Origin of the sequence: Paracoccus luteus (assembly GCF_004522155.1) — a bacterium.
Lineage (GTDB): Bacteria > Pseudomonadota > Alphaproteobacteria > Rhodobacterales > Rhodobacteraceae > Paracoccus > Paracoccus luteus.
Map to the genome: position 1 here is coordinate 76,236 of NZ_SDEA01000006.1, position 17,594 is coordinate 93,829.

General features: G+C 68.0%; 14 protein-coding genes and 1 tRNA gene. 8 read left to right on the forward strand and 7 right to left on the reverse strand.

The features are described from left to right. Nucleotides 1–156: 156 nt before the first annotated feature. From EPA64_RS09425 to lipB, 4 genes are all read right to left on the reverse strand, one after another. Nucleotides 157–666 carry a DUF2244 domain-containing protein gene (locus EPA64_RS09425; protein WP_134726074.1) on the reverse strand — a complete coding sequence of 170 codons (510 nt, stop codon included), beginning with the start codon at nucleotides 664–666 and terminating at the stop codon, nucleotides 157–159. 68 nt (nucleotides 667–734) lie between these two features. Beyond that, a complete protein-coding gene (gene ctaD / locus EPA64_RS09430; RefSeq protein WP_134726076.1) occupies nucleotides 735–2,411 on the reverse strand; it encodes a cytochrome c oxidase subunit I in 1,677 nt (558 codons plus the stop codon). Between the two features lie 179 nt (nucleotides 2,412–2,590). Continuing rightward, nucleotides 2,591–3,103, reverse strand: a complete 513-nt coding sequence (locus tag EPA64_RS09435) for a c-type cytochrome (RefSeq protein WP_134726078.1) — start codon at nucleotides 3,101–3,103, stop codon at nucleotides 2,591–2,593. Nucleotides 3,104–3,257: 154 nt separating this feature from the next. Further along, on the reverse strand, nucleotides 3,258–3,971 hold the full coding sequence (gene lipB / locus EPA64_RS09440; protein WP_134726080.1) for a lipoyl(octanoyl) transferase LipB: 714 nt from the start codon (nucleotides 3,969–3,971) through the stop codon (nucleotides 3,258–3,260). Nucleotides 3,972–4,118: 147 nt separating this feature from the next. Here lipB and metH point away from each other — a divergent pair, with 147 nt between their 5' ends. The 8 genes from metH to EPA64_RS09480 all read left to right on the forward strand — a co-directional run bounded on the left by metH (nucleotide 4,119) and on the right by EPA64_RS09480 (nucleotide 15,039). Further along, nucleotides 4,119–7,859: a methionine synthase gene (gene metH, locus EPA64_RS09445; RefSeq protein ID WP_134726082.1), complete on the forward strand. Its 3,741-nt coding sequence runs from the start codon at nucleotides 4,119–4,121 to the stop codon at nucleotides 7,857–7,859. Nucleotides 7,860–7,907: 48 nt separating this feature from the next. Next, a tRNA-Leu gene (locus EPA64_RS09450) sits at nucleotides 7,908–7,994 on the forward strand. Nucleotides 7,995–8,243: 249 nt separating this feature from the next. Beyond that, on the forward strand, nucleotides 8,244–9,347 hold the full coding sequence (locus EPA64_RS09455; RefSeq protein ID WP_134726083.1) for an ABC transporter ATP-binding protein: 1,104 nt from the start codon (nucleotides 8,244–8,246) through the stop codon (nucleotides 9,345–9,347). A 25-nt stretch (nucleotides 9,348–9,372) separates the two neighbouring features. Continuing rightward, nucleotides 9,373–10,452, forward strand: coding sequence for an ABC transporter substrate-binding protein (locus EPA64_RS09460; RefSeq protein ID WP_134726085.1), 1,080 nt, complete (start codon nucleotides 9,373–9,375; stop codon nucleotides 10,450–10,452). A 66-nt stretch (nucleotides 10,453–10,518) separates the two neighbouring features. Beyond that, nucleotides 10,519–11,601 carry an ABC transporter substrate-binding protein gene (locus EPA64_RS09465; protein WP_134726086.1) on the forward strand — a complete coding sequence of 361 codons (1,083 nt, stop codon included), beginning with the start codon at nucleotides 10,519–10,521 and terminating at the stop codon, nucleotides 11,599–11,601. 50 nt (nucleotides 11,602–11,651) lie between these two features. Then, nucleotides 11,652–12,725: an ABC transporter substrate-binding protein gene (locus EPA64_RS09470; protein WP_134726088.1), complete on the forward strand. Its 1,074-nt coding sequence runs from the start codon at nucleotides 11,652–11,654 to the stop codon at nucleotides 12,723–12,725. Nucleotides 12,726–12,764: 39 nt separating this feature from the next. Further along, complete coding sequence (locus EPA64_RS09475) at nucleotides 12,765–14,063, forward strand: ABC transporter permease (protein ID WP_134726090.1); 1,299 nt, start codon at nucleotides 12,765–12,767, stop codon at nucleotides 14,061–14,063. A 4-nt stretch (nucleotides 14,064–14,067) separates the two neighbouring features. Beyond that, nucleotides 14,068–15,039: an ABC transporter permease gene (locus tag EPA64_RS09480; RefSeq protein WP_134726092.1), complete on the forward strand. Its 972-nt coding sequence runs from the start codon at nucleotides 14,068–14,070 to the stop codon at nucleotides 15,037–15,039. 25 nt (nucleotides 15,040–15,064) lie between these two features. Here the strand turns inward: EPA64_RS09480 and EPA64_RS09485 are convergent, their stop codons facing one another. Genes EPA64_RS09485 through EPA64_RS09495 form a run of 3 tightly spaced genes read right to left on the reverse strand, consistent with a single transcriptional unit; the run spans nucleotide 15,065 to nucleotide 17,594 of the window. Beyond that, a complete protein-coding gene (locus EPA64_RS09485; RefSeq protein WP_134726093.1) occupies nucleotides 15,065–16,009 on the reverse strand; it encodes an AEC family transporter in 945 nt (314 codons plus the stop codon). Beyond that, complete coding sequence (locus EPA64_RS09490) at nucleotides 16,006–16,803, reverse strand: MBL fold metallo-hydrolase (RefSeq protein WP_134726095.1); 798 nt, start codon at nucleotides 16,801–16,803, stop codon at nucleotides 16,006–16,008. The genes EPA64_RS09485 and EPA64_RS09490 overlap by 4 nt, the downstream gene beginning before the upstream one ends. Then, on the reverse strand, nucleotides 16,800–17,594 hold the full coding sequence (locus EPA64_RS09495; RefSeq protein WP_134726097.1) for a TatD family hydrolase: 795 nt from the start codon (nucleotides 17,592–17,594) through the stop codon (nucleotides 16,800–16,802). The genes EPA64_RS09490 and EPA64_RS09495 overlap by 4 nt, the downstream gene beginning before the upstream one ends.

Here is a 17,594-nt window from a genome sequence, read left to right on the forward strand (position 1 = left end):
GCAAGGCCTCATTGCCACGCGCGGGCGGCGGGCGAAAGCGCTGACCTTGAGGGGGGCGTCAGCCGCCCGGCGGGGCGCGCAGCGCCGCCAGCGCGCGTCAGTCGTGCAACTGGCGGCGTTCCGCGGGCGGCGGGCGAAAGCCTGACCTCGGGGGCGTCAGCCGCCGGGCGGGGCCCGCAGCGCCGCCAGCGCGCGCGCCAGCTCGTCTCGCAGTTGGCGGCGTTCGTCAGGGGCGAGGAACGCGCCCAGTTCGATGTCGCGCGGGCCGCCGTCGGTCAGGGTCAGATACGCCTCGACCGGCTGGTCGTGCAGCGTCAGGCGCACCCAATAGGGGTTGGCCTGCCAGACGCGGGCCGCGCGGCCGGGATCGCGCCGCGTGACGTGCAGCCGGTCGGGGCGCAGCACCAGCTCCTCGACGGTGCCGCCGCGCCGCCAGGCGTATTGCATCGCATACCACAGCGCCCAGACGACCCCGGCGGCAAACGGCAGCAGCCCCCACATCACCGCCGAACCGACCAGCGCCAGCAGCGGCAGCACCAGCGCCGCCGCAGCGCCGCCGATGGCCCAGGCAAAGCCCGTGGGTGTCAGCGACCGATATCGCCAGATCACCAGCCGGCGGACCGGCTGGCCGGCGGGGTCGATGTGGTCGTGCCATTCATGGGGCATCGCGGGTCCGCCGAACGAAAGACGGCCCCGGATCGCTCCGGGGCCGTTTGGCTGTGCCTGGCCCGGTCCTAGTGGGCCTGGCGGCGGTCCCAATCCTCGCGCTTGGGCAATTGCTCGAACGTGTGTTCGGGCGGGGGCGAGGGCAGGGTCCATTCAAGCGTGTCGGCGTATTCGTTCCAATAGTTGTCCTGGGTCACGCGCTTGCCCGCGAACAGCGTGTAGAACACGATCCCGATGAAGAACAGGAACGAGGCGAAGGACAGATAGGCGCCCACCGACGAGAACCAGTTCCAATAGGCGAACTCGACCGGATAGTCGATATAGCGGCGGGGCATCCCCTGACGGCCCAGGAAGTGCTGCGGGAAAAAGATCATGTTCGAGCCGATGAACATCATCCAGAAATGCAGCTTGCCGGCCCATTCGGGATACTGGCGCCCGCTCATCTTGCCGATCCAGTAATAGACCCCGGCAAAGATCGCGAAGACCGCGCCCAGCGACATAACATAGTGGAAGTGCGCCACGACGTAATAGGTGTCGTGATAGACGCGGTCCAGCGGCGCCTGGCTCAGCACCACGCCGGTCACGCCGCCGACGGTGAACAGGAACAGGAAGCCGAAGGCCCAGAGCATCGGCGTCTTGAACTCGATCGAGCCGCCCCACATGGTCGCGATCCAGCTGAACACCTTGATGCCGGTGGGCACCGCGATGGTCATCGTGGCCAGCATGAAATAGGCCTGCTGGGTCAGCGACATGCCGGCGGTATACATGTGGTGCGCCCACACGACAAAGCCCAGCACCCCGATCGCGATCATCGCCAGCACCATCGGCAGATAGCCGAAGATCGGCTTGCGCGCGAAGGTGGCGATGACGTGGCTGATGATCCCGAAGCCCGGCACGATGATCATGTAGACCTCGGGGTGGCCGAAGAACCACAGGATGTGCTGATACAGCACCGGGTCGCCGCCGCCCGCCGGGTTGAAGAAGTTGGTGCCGAAGTTGCGGTCCATCAGCAGCATGGTGATGGCGCCCGCCAGCACCGGCAGCGACAGCAGGATCATCCAGGCCGTGACGAACACCGACCAGGCGAACAGCGGCACCTTGAACAGCGTCATGCCGGGCGCGCGCATGTTCAGGAAGGTGGTGATGATGTTGATCGCGCCCAGGATCGACGACGCGCCCGAGACGTGGACGGCAAAGATCGCCAGGTCCATCGAATAGCCGCCCTCGGTGGTGGACAGCGGCGGATACAGCACCCAGCCGACGCCCGACCCCATCTGGTCGTTGCCGCCCGGCGACAGCAGCGAGGCGACGCCCAGCGACACCCCGCAGACATAAAGCCAATAGGACAGGTTGTTCAGCCGCGGGAACGCCATGTCCGGCGCGCCGATGTGCAGCGGCATGAAATAGTTGCCGAAACCGCCGAACAGCGCCGGAATGACGACGAAGAACATCATCAGGACGCCGTGATAGGTGATCAGAACGTTCCACAGATGGCCGTTCGGCGTGCATTCGGCGGACGCGTCGGCGATGAAGCGCACGCCTTCCAGGCACATGAACTGCACGCCGGGGTTCTGCAGCTCCATCCGCATATAGACGGTGAAGGCGACCGAGATCAGGCCGACGATGCCGGCGGTGAACAGGTAAAGGACTCCGATGTCCTTGTGGTTGGTGGACATGAACCAGCGGGTAAAGAACCCGCGGGTATCATGGTGCTCACCGTGGCCGTGAACGGCGGCGTCAGCCATGCGATGCTCTCCCTCAGAATCGATGCCGGACCGGCTGCTGGGCCGGCGGACTCGGCCCGGTTCTAGACCAGTAATCCGGGTGCGGCAATGTGGCGCCGAGGGTTCTTGCGAATGAAAGACCCCCGGTCGGTGCGACCGGGGGGCAATTCGGCACGCGGCCCGCGACGGGCCGGCGCGGATCAGTTGGTGGCGGGGGCCGCAGCCGCGCCGGCGGCCGGGGCCGCGGCTGCGTCGGCCGCGGGGGCGGCAGCGGCGCCGCCGGCCGCGTCAGGCGAATGGGCCGCCAGGAACGCCACGATGTCGGGCTGGTTCTTGTTCAGCTTGAACGTCATCTTGGTCTTCAGCTTGGGGTCGCCGGTCTTTTCCTGGGTGTAGCCGTTCGGATCGGTGATGTAGTGCACCAGATCCTCGGGCGTCCAGACCTCGCCGGCTTCGCCCAGCTTGATCAGCGCCTCGGAATACTTGAACCCTTCCTCGGTCCCGGCCTTGCGGCCGACGACGCCATACAGGTTCGGGCCGGTCTTGCCGCCCTTGACGATGTCGGTGCCGTCCGGGGCCTGGACCATGTGGCAGGCCTTGCACTTCTTGAACTCGGATTCGCCCTTGGCGGCGTCGCCGCCGGCGGCATCCTGGGCGGCGGCGGGAACCGCCAGTGCAAGCGCGGCGAGCGTGGCATAAAGGCTGATCTTCATCGCGTTATCCTTTGCAGCGAAGTTATGGATCGTGGGGGTTCGCGGCCCCTGCGCCGCATGGCTAGCATGGGGCTGTGGCCACTCAACACCGCAAAAGTCAAAAAGTGCCCCGTTTTCATGACCCGCTTGCGGGAATGTGACGCCTCCGGCGGGATCAGGCCGGTTCCGCCGGCCCCATGACCGTCCCGATCACGGGGAACGTCGCGCGCAGCGCGGCGTCCACGTCGTCCATCGTGACCGGCAGGCCCAGATCCACCAGGCTGGTGACGCCGTGCCCCTGTATCCCGCAGGGAACGATTCCCGCGTAATGGTCCAGGTCGGGTTCGACGTTGATCGAGATGCCGTGAAAGCTGACCCAGCGGCGCAGCTTGATGCCGATGGCGGCGATCTTGTCCTCGCGCATGGCGCCGTCGGGCAGGGGGGGCTTGTCGGGGCGCGCGATCCAGACGCCGACGCGGCCCGCGCGTATCTCGCCGCGCAGCCCGAACTCGGCCAGAGCGGCGATCACCCAGGCCTCCAGCGCGGCGACAAGGCGGCGCACGTCGCGGCCGCGACGGTTCAGGTCCAGCATGACATAGACGACGCGCTGGCCCGGCCCGTGATAGGTGTATTGCCCCCCGCGCCCGGTCGGGAACACCGGGAAGCGGCCCGGATCGGTCAGGTCGGCGGGCCGGGCCGAGGTGCCGGCCGTGTAAAGCGGCGGATGCTCGACCAGCCAGATCGCCTCGGGCGCGGTGCCGTCGTGGATGGCGGCGACGCGCGCCTCCATCCAGGCGACGGCGGCGGGATGGTCGGTCAGGCCGGGCGAGATCAGCCATTCGGGATCGTCGTCGCGCAGAACCGGCAGGGAAAGGGGCGAAGGCTGCATGGATCAGGGTTGCCCCCGGCCCGCCTCCGATGCAAGGGGGGCTTAACATGAGCGTGGTGCATGATGGCGCTGAGAATCATGCGTTTCACTTTTCCCGCCATCGTGCGTTAGACAACAGCCCTGCCGCCCGTGCCGTAAGGATCGCCCATGCCCGCCCTGCCGCTGTCCCCCGCCTTTGCCGCGATCCGCGCCGCCGCCCGCGACCGTGTCCTGATCCTGGATGGCGCGATGGGCACGCAGATCCAGCGGCTGGGCCTGTCCGAGGGCGATTTCCTGGGCGAGGCGAACCACGGCGGCGGCTGCGCCTGCCACATCCACAGCAACCACCCCCAGCAGGGCAACAACGACCTGCTGAACCTGACCCAGCCCGAGGCGATCGAGGCGATCCACCTGCGCTATGCGCTGGCGGGCGCCGATATCGTGGAAACCAACACGTTTTCCTCGACCACCATCGCGCAGGCCGACTATGGCATGCAGGACCGCGTGTTCCAGCTGAACCGCGAGGGCGCGCGGCTGGTCCGGCGGGCGCTGGACGCGGCGACCGCGCAGGACGCCCGCCCGCGCTGGGTGGCGGGGGCGCTGGGGCCGACGAACCGCACCGCCTCGCTCAGCCCGGACGTGAACGATCCGGGGTTCCGCGCCGTCACCTTCGACCAGCTGCGCGTCGCCTATGCCGAGCAGATCCGCGGGCTGATCGCGGGCGGGACCGACCTGATCCTGATCGAGACGATCTTCGACACGCTGAACGCCAAGGCCGCGATCTTTGCCGCCGAGGAGGTGTTCGCGGAAACCGGCCTGCGCCTGCCGGTGATGATCTCGGGCACGATCACCGACCTGTCGGGGCGCACGCTGTCGGGGCAGACGCCGACCGCCTTCTGGCATTCCGTGGCCCACGCCGCGCCACTGACGGTCGGGCTGAACTGCGCGCTGGGGGCCAACGCCATGCGCCCGCACCTGCAGGAACTGTCCGAGGTCGCCGACACGCTGATCTGCGCCTATCCGAACGCGGGCCTGCCGAACGAGATGGGCCAGTATGACGAGACCGCCGCCCAGATGGCCGCCCAGATCGGCGGTTTCGCCGACGAGGGGCTGGTCAACATCGTCGGCGGCTGCTGCGGGTCCACCCCCGACCACATCGCCGCCATCGCCGATGCCGTCGCGGGCAAGCCGCCCCGCGCCATCCCCGAAATCCCGCCGCGCCTGCGCCTGTCGGGGCTGGAGCCGTTCGTCAAGACCGACGACATCCCCTTTGTCAACGTGGGGGAACGCACCAACGTCACCGGCAGCGTCCGTTTCCGCAAGCTGATCACCGCGGGCGACTATCCGGCGGCGCTGGAGGTCGCGCGGGACCAGGTGGAAAACGGCGCCCAGATCATCGACGTGAACATGGACGAGGGGCTGATCGATTCCGCCGCCGCGATGACGTCGTTCCTGAACCTGATCGCGGCCGAACCCGACATCGCCCGCGTGCCCCTGATGATCGACAGCTCCAAATGGGAGGTGATCGAGGCCGGGCTGAAATGCGTCCAAGGCAAGCCGATCGTGAACTCGATCAGCCTCAAGGAGGGCGAGGAGGCGTTCCTGCACCACGCGCGGCTGTGCCGCCGCTATGGCGCGGCCGTCGTCGTCATGGCGTTCGACGAGACCGGGCAGGCCGACACCGAGAACCGCAAGGTCGAAATCTGCGCCCGCGCCTATGACCTGCTGGTGGCCGAGGGCTTCCCGCCCCAGGACATCATCTTCGACCCCAACATCTTCGCCGTGGCGACGGGGATCGAGGAACACGACAATTATGGCGTCGATTTCATCGGCGCGACCGCCCGCATCCGCCAGTCGCTGCCGCATGTCCATGTTTCGGGCGGCGTGTCGAACCTGTCCTTCAGCTTTCGCGGCAACGAACCCGTGCGCGAGGCGATGCACGCCGTCTTTCTGTATCACGCGATCCAGGCGGGCATGGACATGGGCATCGTCAACGCGGGCCAGCTGGCCGTCTATGACCAGATCGACGCAGGCTTGCGCGAGGCGTGCGAGGATGTGGTCCTGAACCGCCGCGCCGATTCGACCGAGCGCCTGCTGGACCTTGCCCAGCGGTTCAAGGGCGAGGGCGGGGCGAAGGCCCGCGAAAAGGATCTGGCCTGGCGCGACTGGCCCGTGGACAAGCGTCTGGAACACGCGCTGGTCAACGGCATCACCGAATACGTCGTCGCCGACACCGAACAGGCGCGCCAGTCCGCCGAACGCCCGCTGCACGTCATCGAAGGGCCGCTGATGGCCGGGATGAACGTCGTCGGCGACCTGTTCGGGGCGGGCAAGATGTTCCTGCCGCAGGTGGTGAAATCGGCCCGCGTGATGAAGCAGGCCGTGGCCCACCTGCTGCCCTATATGGAGGCCGAGAAGGCCGCGAACGGCGGCGGGTCGAGTTCAGCGGGCAAGGTGCTGATGGCGACCGTCAAGGGCGACGTCCATGACATCGGCAAGAACATCGTGGGCGTGGTCCTGGCCTGCAACAACTATGAGATCATCGACCTTGGCGTGATGGTCCCGGCGCAGAAGATCCTGGAAACCGCCCGGACCGAGCAGGTGGACATCATCGGCCTGTCGGGCCTGATCACGCCCAGCCTGGACGAGATGGTGCATGTCGCCTCCGAGATGGAGCGCGAGGGGTTCGACATCCCGCTGCTGATCGGGGGCGCGACGACCAGCAAGGTTCACACCGCGGTCAAGATCGACCCGCGCTATCGCCGCGGCCAGACCGTCTATGTGACCGACGCCAGCCGCGCGGTCGGCGTGGTGTCAAACCTGCTGTCGGATGAAAAGCCGGGCTTTGTCAGCGACGTGCGCGGCGATTATCAGGCGATGGCGGAACGCTATAACCGCGGCGACGCCGACCGCGCCCGGCTGCCGCTGGCGGATGCCCGGGCCAATGCCGTGGCGGTGGACTGGGCCGGCTATGCCGCGCCGCAGCCCACGTTCACGGGCACCCGCGCGCTGGCCGACTGGGATCTGGCCGAGATCGCCCGCTATATCGACTGGACGCCCTTTTTCCAGACGTGGGAGATGAAGGGCGTCTATCCCCGCATCCTGGACGACGAGCGGCAGGGCGAGGCCGCGCGCGCGCTGTTCGCCGACGCGCAGGCGATGCTGGACCGCATCATCGCCGAACGCTGGCTGGCGCCCCGCGCGGTCATGGGGTTCTGGCCCGCCAACCGCGTGGGCGACGACATCCGCCTGTGGACGGACGAGACGCGCCGGACGCCCCGCGCCACGCTGCACACGCTGCGCCAGCAGGTGACGAAACGCGACGGCCGCCCGAACGTGGCGCTGGCCGATTTCGTCGCGCCCGAGGGGCAGCCCGACTGGATCGGCGGCTTTGTCGTGACCGCGGGGGACGAGACCGCGCGCGTGCAGGCGTTCAAGGACGCGCACGACGATTTCTCGGCCATCCTGCTGCAGGCGCTGTCGGACCGCTTTGCCGAGGCGTTGGCCGAACTGCTGCACGAACGTGTGCGGCGCGAGTTCTGGGCCTATGCCCCGGACGAGGCCCATACCCCCGCCGAGCTGGTGGCCGAGCCTTATCGCGGCATCCGCCCCGCGCCGGGATACCCGGCCCAGCCGGATCACACCGAGAAAGAGACGCTGTTCGACCTGCTGGACGCCACCGCCGCGACCGGCGTGGAACTGACCGAGTCGATGGCGATGTGGCCCGGATCGTCGGTCAGCGGCCTGTATCTGGCCCACCCCGACGCCTATTACTTCGGCGTGGCCAAGGTCGAGGCCGACCAGGTCGCCGACTATGCCGCGCGCAAGGGCATGACGGTGGCGCAGGCGGAACGCTGGCTGGCCCCGGTGCTGAACTATGTCCCCGGCGCGGCGGTGGCTGCGGAATAGCCCTTTTCAAGCGCGCGATCCGTGGCTATGTCACGGCCGTCACGGATCGCGGTCGTGGCGGAATTGGTAGACGCGCAGCGTTGAGGTCGCTGTTCCTTAACCGGAGTGAAAGTTCGAGTCTTTTCGACCGCACCAGATTTACGGGCCAGGGGTTTGAAATCCCTGGCCCGTTGTCGTTCGCGGGGCGGGCTGCCCCCGACTGATCCCCCAGCCGAACCTGCCCTGCACGGCATTGGCCAACCGCCCGCCGCGGCGGCACCGGGGCGGCCTCGGGCGCATCCCGATGACCGGCCTGCCGCAAATCGTCGTTGCATCGCGTCGCCGCCGCCGCATAGTCTGGCGTCGCGCACCAACGACCAACGACAAAAGACAGGGAGCCGCGCATTGACACCGCCATCGGGCAACGACGGGTTCGTCGTCTTTGATCATGTGCAGAAAAGCTATGACGGTCAGACGCTTGTCGTCAAAGACCTGAACCTTTCCATCGGCCAGGGCGAGTTCCTGACCATGCTCGGCCCGTCCGGGTCGGGCAAGACCACCTGCCTGATGATGCTGGCCGGGTTCGAGACGGCGACCAACGGCGAGATCCGGCTGGACGGGCGCAACATCAACGACGTGCCCCCCCACAAGCGCGGCATCGGCATGGTGTTCCAGAACTATGCGCTGTTTCCGCACATGACCGTGGGCGAGAACCTGGCCTTTCCGCTGGAGGTCCGCGGCATGGGCAAGGCCGACCGCGAGACGCGGGTCATGCGGGCGCTGGACATGGTGCAGATGGGCCGGTTCAAGTCGCGCCGTCCGGCGCAGCTGTCGGGCGGCCAGCAGCAGCGCATCGCACTGGCCCGTGCGCTGGTGTTCGACCCCAAGCTGGTGCTGATGGACGAGCCGCTGGGCGCCCTGGACAAGCAGCTGCGCGAGCATATGCAGTATGAAATCAAGGCGCTGCACAACAATCTTGGAATTACCGTCGTCTATGTGACCCACGACCAGGGCGAGGCGCTGACGATGTCGGACCGCATCGCCGTGTTCAACGACGGGCGCATCCAGCAGCTGGCCCCCCCGTCGCAGCTTTACGAAAAGCCCGACAACAGCTTTGTCGCGGGGTTCATCGGCGAAAACAACGCGCTGCCCGGCGTCATCGAGCGGCTGGACGGCGGCAAGGCGCTGGTCCGGCTGGCCACGGGCGAGCTGATCGACGCGACCCCTGTCAACGTGCGCGAGGTGGGTCAGCAGACGCTGGTGTCGATCCGCCCCGAACGGGTCGAGTTCAAGCCCGAGATGATGCCCGCAGGCGCCCACACCATCGACGCCGAGGTGCGCGACGTCATCTATATGGGCGACATCCTGCGCGCCCGGATGAAGGTCGCGGGCAGCGACGATTTCGTGATGAAGTTCCGCAACACGCTGGGCCAGACACGGCTGGACCCCGGCCAGCACATCCGCATCGGCTGGCACCCCCAGGACGCGCGGGCGCTCGACCTCGTCTGACAAGAAAATACACAGGGAGAATGGAATGAGAGGCCTTCTGATTTCGACCACCGCGCTGATCGCGCTGTCCGGCACGGCCTGGGCGCAGGACAAGGTCCTGAACGTCCTGGACTGGGGCGGGGCTTACGGCCAGTCGCACGCGATCGCCTATAACGCGCCCTTCGAGGCCGAGACGGGCATCCGCATCACCGTGTCCGACGCCGACAACCCGGCGACCCCGATCAAGGCGATGGTCGAGGCGGGCAACGTGACCGCCGACGTCGCCTCGGTCGAATACGCCGACGCCGTGCGGCTGTGCGACGAGGGCGCGCTGGAACAGATCGACCTGTCGGTGCTGACCGCGGCGTCCGACGGCACCACCGCGCAGGACGATTTCATCGAGGGCGCGCTGACCGACTGCTTTGTCGCCACCGACGTCTATTCGATGGTGCTGGCCTATGACGACGGCAAGTTCCCCGACGCCAAGCCCGCGACGCCCGCCGATTTCTTCGACACCGCCAAGTTCCCCGGCAAGCGCACGATGCGCAAGGGCGCCAAGTTCAACCTGGAACTGGCCCTGATGGCCGATGGCGTCCCCCCGGCCGAGGTCTATGACGTGCTGGCGACGCCCGAAGGCGTTGACCGCGCCTTCGCCAAGCTGGGCACGATCAAGAACGACGTGATCTGGTGGGAAGCGGGCGCCCAGCCGCCGCAGCTGCTGGCGGATGGCGAGGTCACGATGGCCTATGCCTTCAACGGCCGGATCTTCAACGCCGCCATCGGCGAGAACAAGCCGTTCAACATCATCTGGGACGGCCAGATCTATGAGATGGAGGGCTGGGTGATCCCGAAGGGTGCGCCCAACGTCGAAAACGCGCTGAAATACATCGAGTTCTCGACCCGCCCGGAACAGCTTGCCAAGGCCGCCGAGCAGATCAGCTATGGCCCGCCGCGCAAGTCGGCGTCGGCGCTGGTCGGCAATGTCGCGGGCAAGGACGTCCCGATGGGGCCGCATCTGCCGACCTCGCCCGAGAACATCGACAAGGGCATCGCCTCGAACCTCGACTTCTGGGTCGATCACGATGGCGAGCTGAGCGAGCGGTTCAACGCCTGGCTGGCCGGCTGATGGCCGGCGGCGCCGCCCCGCGCGGGCGGCGCCGCCTTCACACCCAACGTTGGGAAAGAGCGGATCATGACACGACGACTGATCGCAGGAACGGCGCTGGCGCTGATCGCCGCCGGGGCGGCCCATGCGCAAGACGGCTCGATCAACATCACCACCTATGGCGGTGCCTTCGGCGCGGCGGTGAACGAGGCCTTCGCCAAGCCCTTCACCCAGGCCAGCGGCATCCAGGCCACGATGGTGGACAATTCGGACCCGCCCGCCAAGCTGAAGGCCGAGGTCGAGGCGGGCAACGTCACCAGCGACGTCTATGACGTCGAGCAGTCCGACGTGATCCGCCTGTGCGACGAGGGGCTGATCGAGCCGATCGACCCCGCGATCCTGCCCGCGGCGGCGGACGGGACGGCGGCCGCCGACGATTACCTGCCGCAGGCGCTGCATGACTGCGCGACCGCGATCATGGTATGGTCCACGGTGATCGCCTATGACACGCAGGCGTTCACGGGCGCAGCCCCGGCCACGGTCGCGGATTTCTTTGACACCGCCAAGTTCCCCGGCAAGCGCGGCATCATCAAGCGGCCCAAATACGCGCTGGAGTTCGCGCTGCTGGGTGATGGCGTGCCGGCCGACCAGGTCTATGAGGTGCTGGGAACGCCCGAGGGCGTGGACCGCGCCTTTGCCAAGCTGGACAGCATCAAGGATCAGGTGGTCTGGTGGGAGGCGGGCGCGCAGGCGCCGCAGCTTTTGGCCGACAAAGAGGTGTCGATGACGCTGGCCTATAACGGCCGGATCTTCGACGCCATCGTCGAGGAGGGCAAGCCCTTCGCCTTTGTCTGGGACGGGGCGAACCTGGACATGGACTATTGGGTGGTGCCCAGGGGCGCGCCGAACCTTGACGCGTCGATGCAGTTCATCGCCTTTGCCTCGGACCCGGCGCGGCAGGCGGATCTGTCGAAATACATCGCCTATGGCCCGCCCCGGAAATCGGCGTCGGCCAGCGTCGGCACATACAAGGACGGCACCACCGGGATGGCGCCCTTCCTGCCGACGACGCCCGCCAACGCCGAACGCGCGCTGGTCAACGACGCCGCCTTCTGGGCCGACCACGGGACCGAGCTGACCGAGCGGTTCAACGCCTGGCTGGCAAGCTGAAACCCGCGCCGGGGCGTTCGCCGCCCCGGCGCCCCGACCCGAATGACCCCATGCGCAGACCGCTGATCCTTGCCGCCACGCTGCTAGCCGCCCCTGCCTTTGCACAGGACCGGGCGCTGACGGTGATTTCGTGGGGCGGCGACTTTGCGGCCATGCAGGACCGCGCAATGGCCCGGCCGTTCGCCGAACGCACGGGCACGGCCGTCCGCTTTGTCGATACCGACGACCCCGCCGGCATGATCAAGCTGCAGGTCGAGGCGGGCAACGTCACCGCCGACGTGGCCAGCGTGGGGCAGGGCGCGGGGCTGCGGCTGTGCGAGGAGGGCGACGCCCAGCCGATCGACCCAGCCATCCTTGTGCCGCCCGCCAGCGGCACCGTGGCCGATGATTTCCTGCCGCGCACCCTGTCCGAATGTTTCGTGGCGACCGACATCTATTCGACCGTGATCGCCTATGACGCGGACCGGCTGGCGGCGGCGCCGACCTCGGCCGCCGATTTCTTTGATCTCGAGCGGTTTCCGGGCCGCCGGGGCCTTGGCCGGACGCCGCAGTTCACGATGGAGCTGGCGCTGGTCGGCGACGGCGTGCCGCTGGATCAGGTCTATGACGTGCTGGCCACCCCGGCGGGGGTCGAGCGTGCGCTTGCCCGGCTGGACACCATCCGCGACCAGATCGTCTGGTGGGAAGCAGGCGCCCAGCCGATCCAGCTTGTCGCCGACGGCGAGGTGGCGATGACCCACGCCTATAACGGCCGCGTCTTCAAGGCCGCGCAGGTTGACGGCTTGCCGCTGGCGATCCTGTGGGACGCCCAGATGCTCGAGGTCGAGGGCTGGGTCATCCCCAGTGGCGCGCCCAACCCTGACGCCGCGCGCGCTTTCGTCAGCTTCTCGACGTCGCCCGAGGTGCTGGCCCGCGCCGCCGAGATCCTGCCCTATGGACCACCGCGCGCGTCGGCGCAGGCGATGGTCGGGGAATACGCGGGCGACGGCGTCACGCAGATGGGCCCGCATCTGCCGACCTCGGCGCAGAACATGACGAATGCGCTGTTCGTGGACCCGGAGTTCTGGGCCGACCACGAACCCCAGCTGCGCGAGCGCTTTACGGCATGGCTGGGCAACGAATGACGACCGGCCCGATCCCAGGGCCACATCGATAGGACCGGAATGGCCACTGCTCTCGATCCCCACGCAGCAATCGTCGCCAAGGCCGGCGGCGGCCGGGCGGCGGCGCTGACGACCGCCGACGGGCGGCCGCTGGCCCGCGCGCTGGCGCGCAGTTCGGCGCGGGCGCGCAGGCGCGCGTTCCTGCTGGTCGCGCCGCTGCTGCTGTTTGTCGTCATCACCTTTGTGATCCCGATCGGGCAGATGCTGCACCGGTCGATGTACAACGACGGGTTTTCGGCCAACATGCCGCAGGTTTCCGCATGGTTCGCCGAAAATCCGCCCGGCACGCAGCCCGACGAGGCGGCCTTTGCCGCGCTGGCCGCCGACCTGACCGCGGCGGCCGAGGCGCGCACCATCGGCATCGTCGGCACGCGGATGAACTATGACGTGCCCGGCACCCGGTCGCTGTTCACCGCGACCGGCCGCAAGGCGCGCGCCGGGTTCGCGCCGCCCTATCGCGACGCGCTGGTCGAGGCCGACGCCAAGTGGCAGGATCCGACGCTGTGGCGGGCGATGCGCAGCGCCTCGACCGCCTATACGGCGAACTTTTACCTGGCCGCGCTGGACCGGACCCGCAACGACCAGAACGAGATCGTCCAGGTGGCCGGGCAGCAGCAGGTCTATGTCATGCTGTTCAAGCGCACGCTGGGGCTGTCGCTGCTGATCACGGCGACGACGTTCCTGCTGGGCTTCCCCATCGCGCATCTGCTGGCGACCCTGCCGATGCGGAAATCGAACCTGCTGATGATCCTTGTGCTGCTGCCGTTCTGGACCTCGCTGCTGGTGCGCACCACCGCCTGGATGGTGCTGTTGCAGCAGCAGGGCGTCATCAACGACATCCTGGTCTGGATCGGCGCGATCGACGAACAGGGCCGGCTGGCGATGATCTATAACCAGATCGGCACGGTCATCGCGATGACCCATATCCTGCTGCCGTTCATGATCCTGCCGCTGTATTCGGTGATGCGGACGATCAATCCCAGCTATGTCCGGGCCGCGCGCAGCCTTGGCGCGACCAGCTGGACGGCGTTCCGCCGCGTCTATTTCCCGCTGACCCTGCCGGGGCTGGGGGCGGGGGCGCTGCTCGTCTTCATCCTTGCGGTCGGCTATTACATCACGCCGGCGCTGGTGGGCGGGTCGTCGGGCCAGCTGATCTCCAACATGATCGCGATGCACATGACCGAGACGCTGAACTGGTCGATGGCCGCGGCGCTGGCGGCGCTGCTGCTGGGGGGCGTGCTGGCGCTTTACTGGGTCTACGACCGGCTGGTCGGGATCGACAATCTCAAGCTGGGGTGAACCGATGGCGCTTCCGACCTATGCCTCGCCGCTGGAGAGGGTCTGGCACTGGACCTATATCGCGATCTGCGTGGCGATCTTTGTATTCCTGATCGCCCCGATCATCGTCGTGATCCCGCTGTCCTTCAACGCCGAGCCATATTTCACCTTTACCGACCGCATGCTGTCGTTCGACCCCGACGGCTATTCGATGCGGTGGTATGACAGCCTGCTGACCTTTGGCATGGTGCGGGGCGACGCGCCGCGCGACGCAAGCTGGTGGGCCGACGCATGGGCGAACGCGAAATGGATCGGCGCGGCCAAGAACTCGCTGATCATCGGATTCTTCTCGACCATCCTTGCGACGGTGCTGGGCACGCTGGCGGCGCTGGGCCTTTCGCGGCCGGAAATGCCGTTCCGCCGCATCATCATTGCGGTGCTGATCTCGCCCATGATCGTGCCGATCATCATCACGGCGACGGGCATGTTCTTTTTCTATTCCTCGACCTGCGTCGACACGACCTCGGCCCTGGGCCGGGTGCTGGCCCCGGTGCTGTCCAATTCGGGCTGCCTTGCCAACACCTATCTGGGGGTGATCCTGGCGCATGCGACGCTGGGCATCCCGTTCGTCATCATCACCGTGACGGCGACGCTGATCGGGTTCGACCAGTCGCTGAACCGGGCGGCGGCGTCGCTGGGGGCCAATCCCCGGACGACGTTCTTCAAGGTGACGATGCCGCTGATCCTGCCCGGCGTCATCTCGGGCGCGCTGTTCGCCTTTGTCACCTCGTTCGACGAGGTGGTGGCGGTGCTGTTCATCGCCGGTCCCGACCAGCAGACGATCCCCCGGCAGATGTGGAACGGCATCCGCGAACAGATCAGCCCGGCGATCCTGGCGGTCGCCACGCTGCTGGTGATCTTTTCCATCGCCCTGCTGACCACGGTCGAGCTGTTGCGGCGGCGCGGCGAAAGGCTGCGGGGGCTGACCCCCGCCTGACCGGCGGGGCAGGGCGGACACCCGGTCAGGGCAGGATCGCCAGCCACACCCAGATCGACAGCATCGACAGGCCCGTCGCCACCAGCACGGTCGATGCGGCGACCCGCATCGCCGCGCCGTAAAGGCTGGCGAACAGATAGGCGTTGACCCCCGGCGCCATCGCCGCCGTCAGCACCGCCGACCGCAGCGCGGCGGTATCCAGCCCCAGCGTCTGGCCCAGCCCCCAGGTGATCGCGGGATGGACGACCAGCGAACAGGCGCAGCACACCGCGATGGTGGCCGCGTCCCCCTCGGGCTTATAGCGCAGCAGGATGCCGCCCAGACCGAACAGCGCCGCAGGCAGCGCCGCGGCGGCGATCATGTCCACGCCGCCCCAGAACCCCTGCGGCATGACCAGCCCGGCCGAGGTCAGCAGGTTCATGGCCAGCCCGCTGAGGATGCCGATCACCAGCGGCGTGCGCACCACGCCCTTCAGCGCCCGCATCGCGACGCGGCCTGCCGACACGCCGGACCCGTGGGCGCGCGTGAACTCCATGAAGGTGATGCCGAAGGTGTAAAGCAGCGGCGAATGCATCGCGATGATGGCAAAGTTGCCGGCCGTCGCCTCGGGCCCATAGGCGCGTTCGGTGATGGGCACGCCCAGCAGCAGCGAGTTGGAAAACAGGCAGGCAAAGCCGATCACCACGGCGTCCTGCGGCGAACGCCCGAACACGCGCCGCGCCGCCGCCCAGCCCAGAAAGAACGACGCGAACGCCCCGGCGTAAAAGGACACCAGCAGCCGCGGATCGAAGTTGGCCGACAGGTCCAGCCCCGCCATCGACTTGAACAGCAGCACCGGCACCGCGAAGTTCTGGGCGAAACGCATCAGCCCGTCCACGCCCTCGGGGCTGAACATCCGGCGCCAGGCCACGACATAGCCGAAGCCGATCACCAGGAACACCGGCATGATGACGGTGAACAGCGCGCTCATACCGTCAGGACCAGCCCGTCGTATGCGGGGACCACGTGCGCCGGCGTCTGCGCCATGACCGCGTCGTAATCCAGGTCGATATGCATGTTGGTGATGACGCCGCGCGGCGCGCGCGCGCGTTCGATCCACTCGATGGCCTGCGCCAGATTGGCGTGGCTGGGGTGCGGCGTATAGCGCAGCGCGTCGCAGACGAAGATTTCCGCCCCCATGATCGCGGGCCAGGCCGCGTCCGGGATCGTCAGCACGTCGGGCAGATAGACCAGCGCCCCGCCGTCGCCCAGGATGCGGAAACCCAGTGCGGTTATGCCCCCGTGATCGACGGCAAAGGGGGTCAGCCGCACCGGGCCGCCCGCGCCGTCCACCGCGAAAGCCCCCTCGATCCGGTTCAGCGCCACGATGGGGGGATAGCCTGACCCCGGCGGCGTCTCGAACACATAGCGGAACCGGGTCAGCAGCGCCTGCGTCGTCGGCTCGTCCGCCCAGCCCGGCAGCAGGCTGCGGCGGTTGTGGACGATCTGGCGCAGGTCGTCGATGCCGTGGATGTGGTCGGCGTGCGGATGCGTCCAGACCACGGCGTCCAGCAGCCCGACGCCGGCGTCGGTCAGTTGCGGCACCAGGTCGGGGCCGGTGTCGATCAGCACCCGCGTCGTGCCGGCCGCGCCCTGCCGCTCGACCAGCAGCGAGCAGCGGCGGCGGCGGTTTTTCGGGTTCGCCGGGTCGCAGCCGCCCCAGTGGCCGCCCAGCCGGGGCACGCCGCCCGACGATCCGCAGCCCAGGATCGTGGCCCGGATCATCCCGCGGCCCGGGTGAACAGCCGGTCAAAGTTGGCCGAGGTCTGCGCCGCGAACGCCTCGGGCGTCAGGCCATAGATTTCGGCGCCCGCGCGGGCGGTGTGGGCGACGAACGCCGGTTCGTTGCGCTTGCCGCGGTGGGGCGGCGGCGCAAGATAGGGGGCGTCGGTCTCGACCAGCACCCGGTCGACCGGCGCTGCGGCAAAGATCGCGCGGATGTCGGCAGATCGCGGAAAGGCCGCGATGCCCGACATCGACAGGTAAAATCCCAGCCCCAGCGCCGTTTCCGCCAGCGCGGGCCCCGAGGTATAGCAGTGCATCACGCAGGAAAACGCCCCCGCCGCGTGTTCGCGCGCCAGGATGCGCGCCATGTCGTCGTCGGCGCCGCGCGAATGGATGATCAGCGGCAGGCCGGTCCGGCGCGCGGCCTCGATATGGATCAGCAGGCTTTCCTGCTGGATGGGGGCGCTGTCGGCGGTATAGTGGTAATCCAGCCCGGTCTCGCCGATGCCGACGAACTTGGGATGCGCGGACAGCGCCGTCAGTTGATCGACCGTGACCAGCGGCTCGTCCGCCGCCGACATCGGGTGGGTTCCGGCGGCATAGAAGACGCCGTCATGCGCCTCGGCCAGCGCGCGGACCTGGGGTTCCTGGCGCAGGCGGGTGCAGATGGTGACCATCCGCGTCACCCCGGCGGCGCGGGCGCGGGCGACCAGTTCGGCGTGCTGGCCGTCGAAATCGGGGAAATCAAGGTGGCAGTGGCTGTCGACCAGGGCCGGCTGGGTATGGGTCAT

Bases quoted from the DNA above. Each gene is read 5' to 3' on its own strand.
- EPA64_RS09435 (WP_134726078.1), bottom strand. From the start codon at position 3,103: ATGAAGATCAGCCTTTATGCCACGCTCGCCGCGCTTGCACTGGCGGTT.
- EPA64_RS09465 (WP_134726086.1), top strand. From the start codon at position 10,519: ATGACACGACGACTGATCGCAGGAACGGCGCTGGCGCTGATCGCCGCC.
- lipB (WP_134726080.1), bottom strand. From the start codon at position 3,971: ATGCAGCCTTCGCCCCTTTCCCTGCCGGTTCTGCGCGACGACGATCCC.
- EPA64_RS09485 (WP_134726093.1), bottom strand. From the start codon at position 16,009: ATGAGCGCGCTGTTCACCGTCATCATGCCGGTGTTCCTGGTGATCGGC.
- metH (WP_134726082.1), top strand. From the start codon at position 4,119: ATGCCCGCCCTGCCGCTGTCCCCCGCCTTTGCCGCGATCCGCGCCGCC.
- EPA64_RS09495 (WP_134726097.1), bottom strand. From the start codon at position 17,594: ATGACCCATACCCAGCCGGCCCTGGTCGACAGCCACTGCCACCTTGAT.
- EPA64_RS09425 (WP_134726074.1), bottom strand. From the start codon at position 666: ATGCCCCATGAATGGCACGACCACATCGACCCCGCCGGCCAGCCGGTC.
- EPA64_RS09470 (WP_134726088.1), top strand. From the start codon at position 11,652: ATGCGCAGACCGCTGATCCTTGCCGCCACGCTGCTAGCCGCCCCTGCC.
- EPA64_RS09490 (WP_134726095.1), bottom strand. From the start codon at position 16,803: ATGATCCGGGCCACGATCCTGGGCTGCGGATCGTCGGGCGGCGTGCCC.
- EPA64_RS09475 (WP_134726090.1), top strand. From the start codon at position 12,765: ATGGCCACTGCTCTCGATCCCCACGCAGCAATCGTCGCCAAGGCCGGC.
- EPA64_RS09460 (WP_134726085.1), top strand. From the start codon at position 9,373: ATGAGAGGCCTTCTGATTTCGACCACCGCGCTGATCGCGCTGTCCGGC.
- EPA64_RS09480 (WP_134726092.1), top strand. From the start codon at position 14,068: ATGGCGCTTCCGACCTATGCCTCGCCGCTGGAGAGGGTCTGGCACTGG.
- ctaD (WP_134726076.1), bottom strand. From the start codon at position 2,411: ATGGCTGACGCCGCCGTTCACGGCCACGGTGAGCACCATGATACCCGC.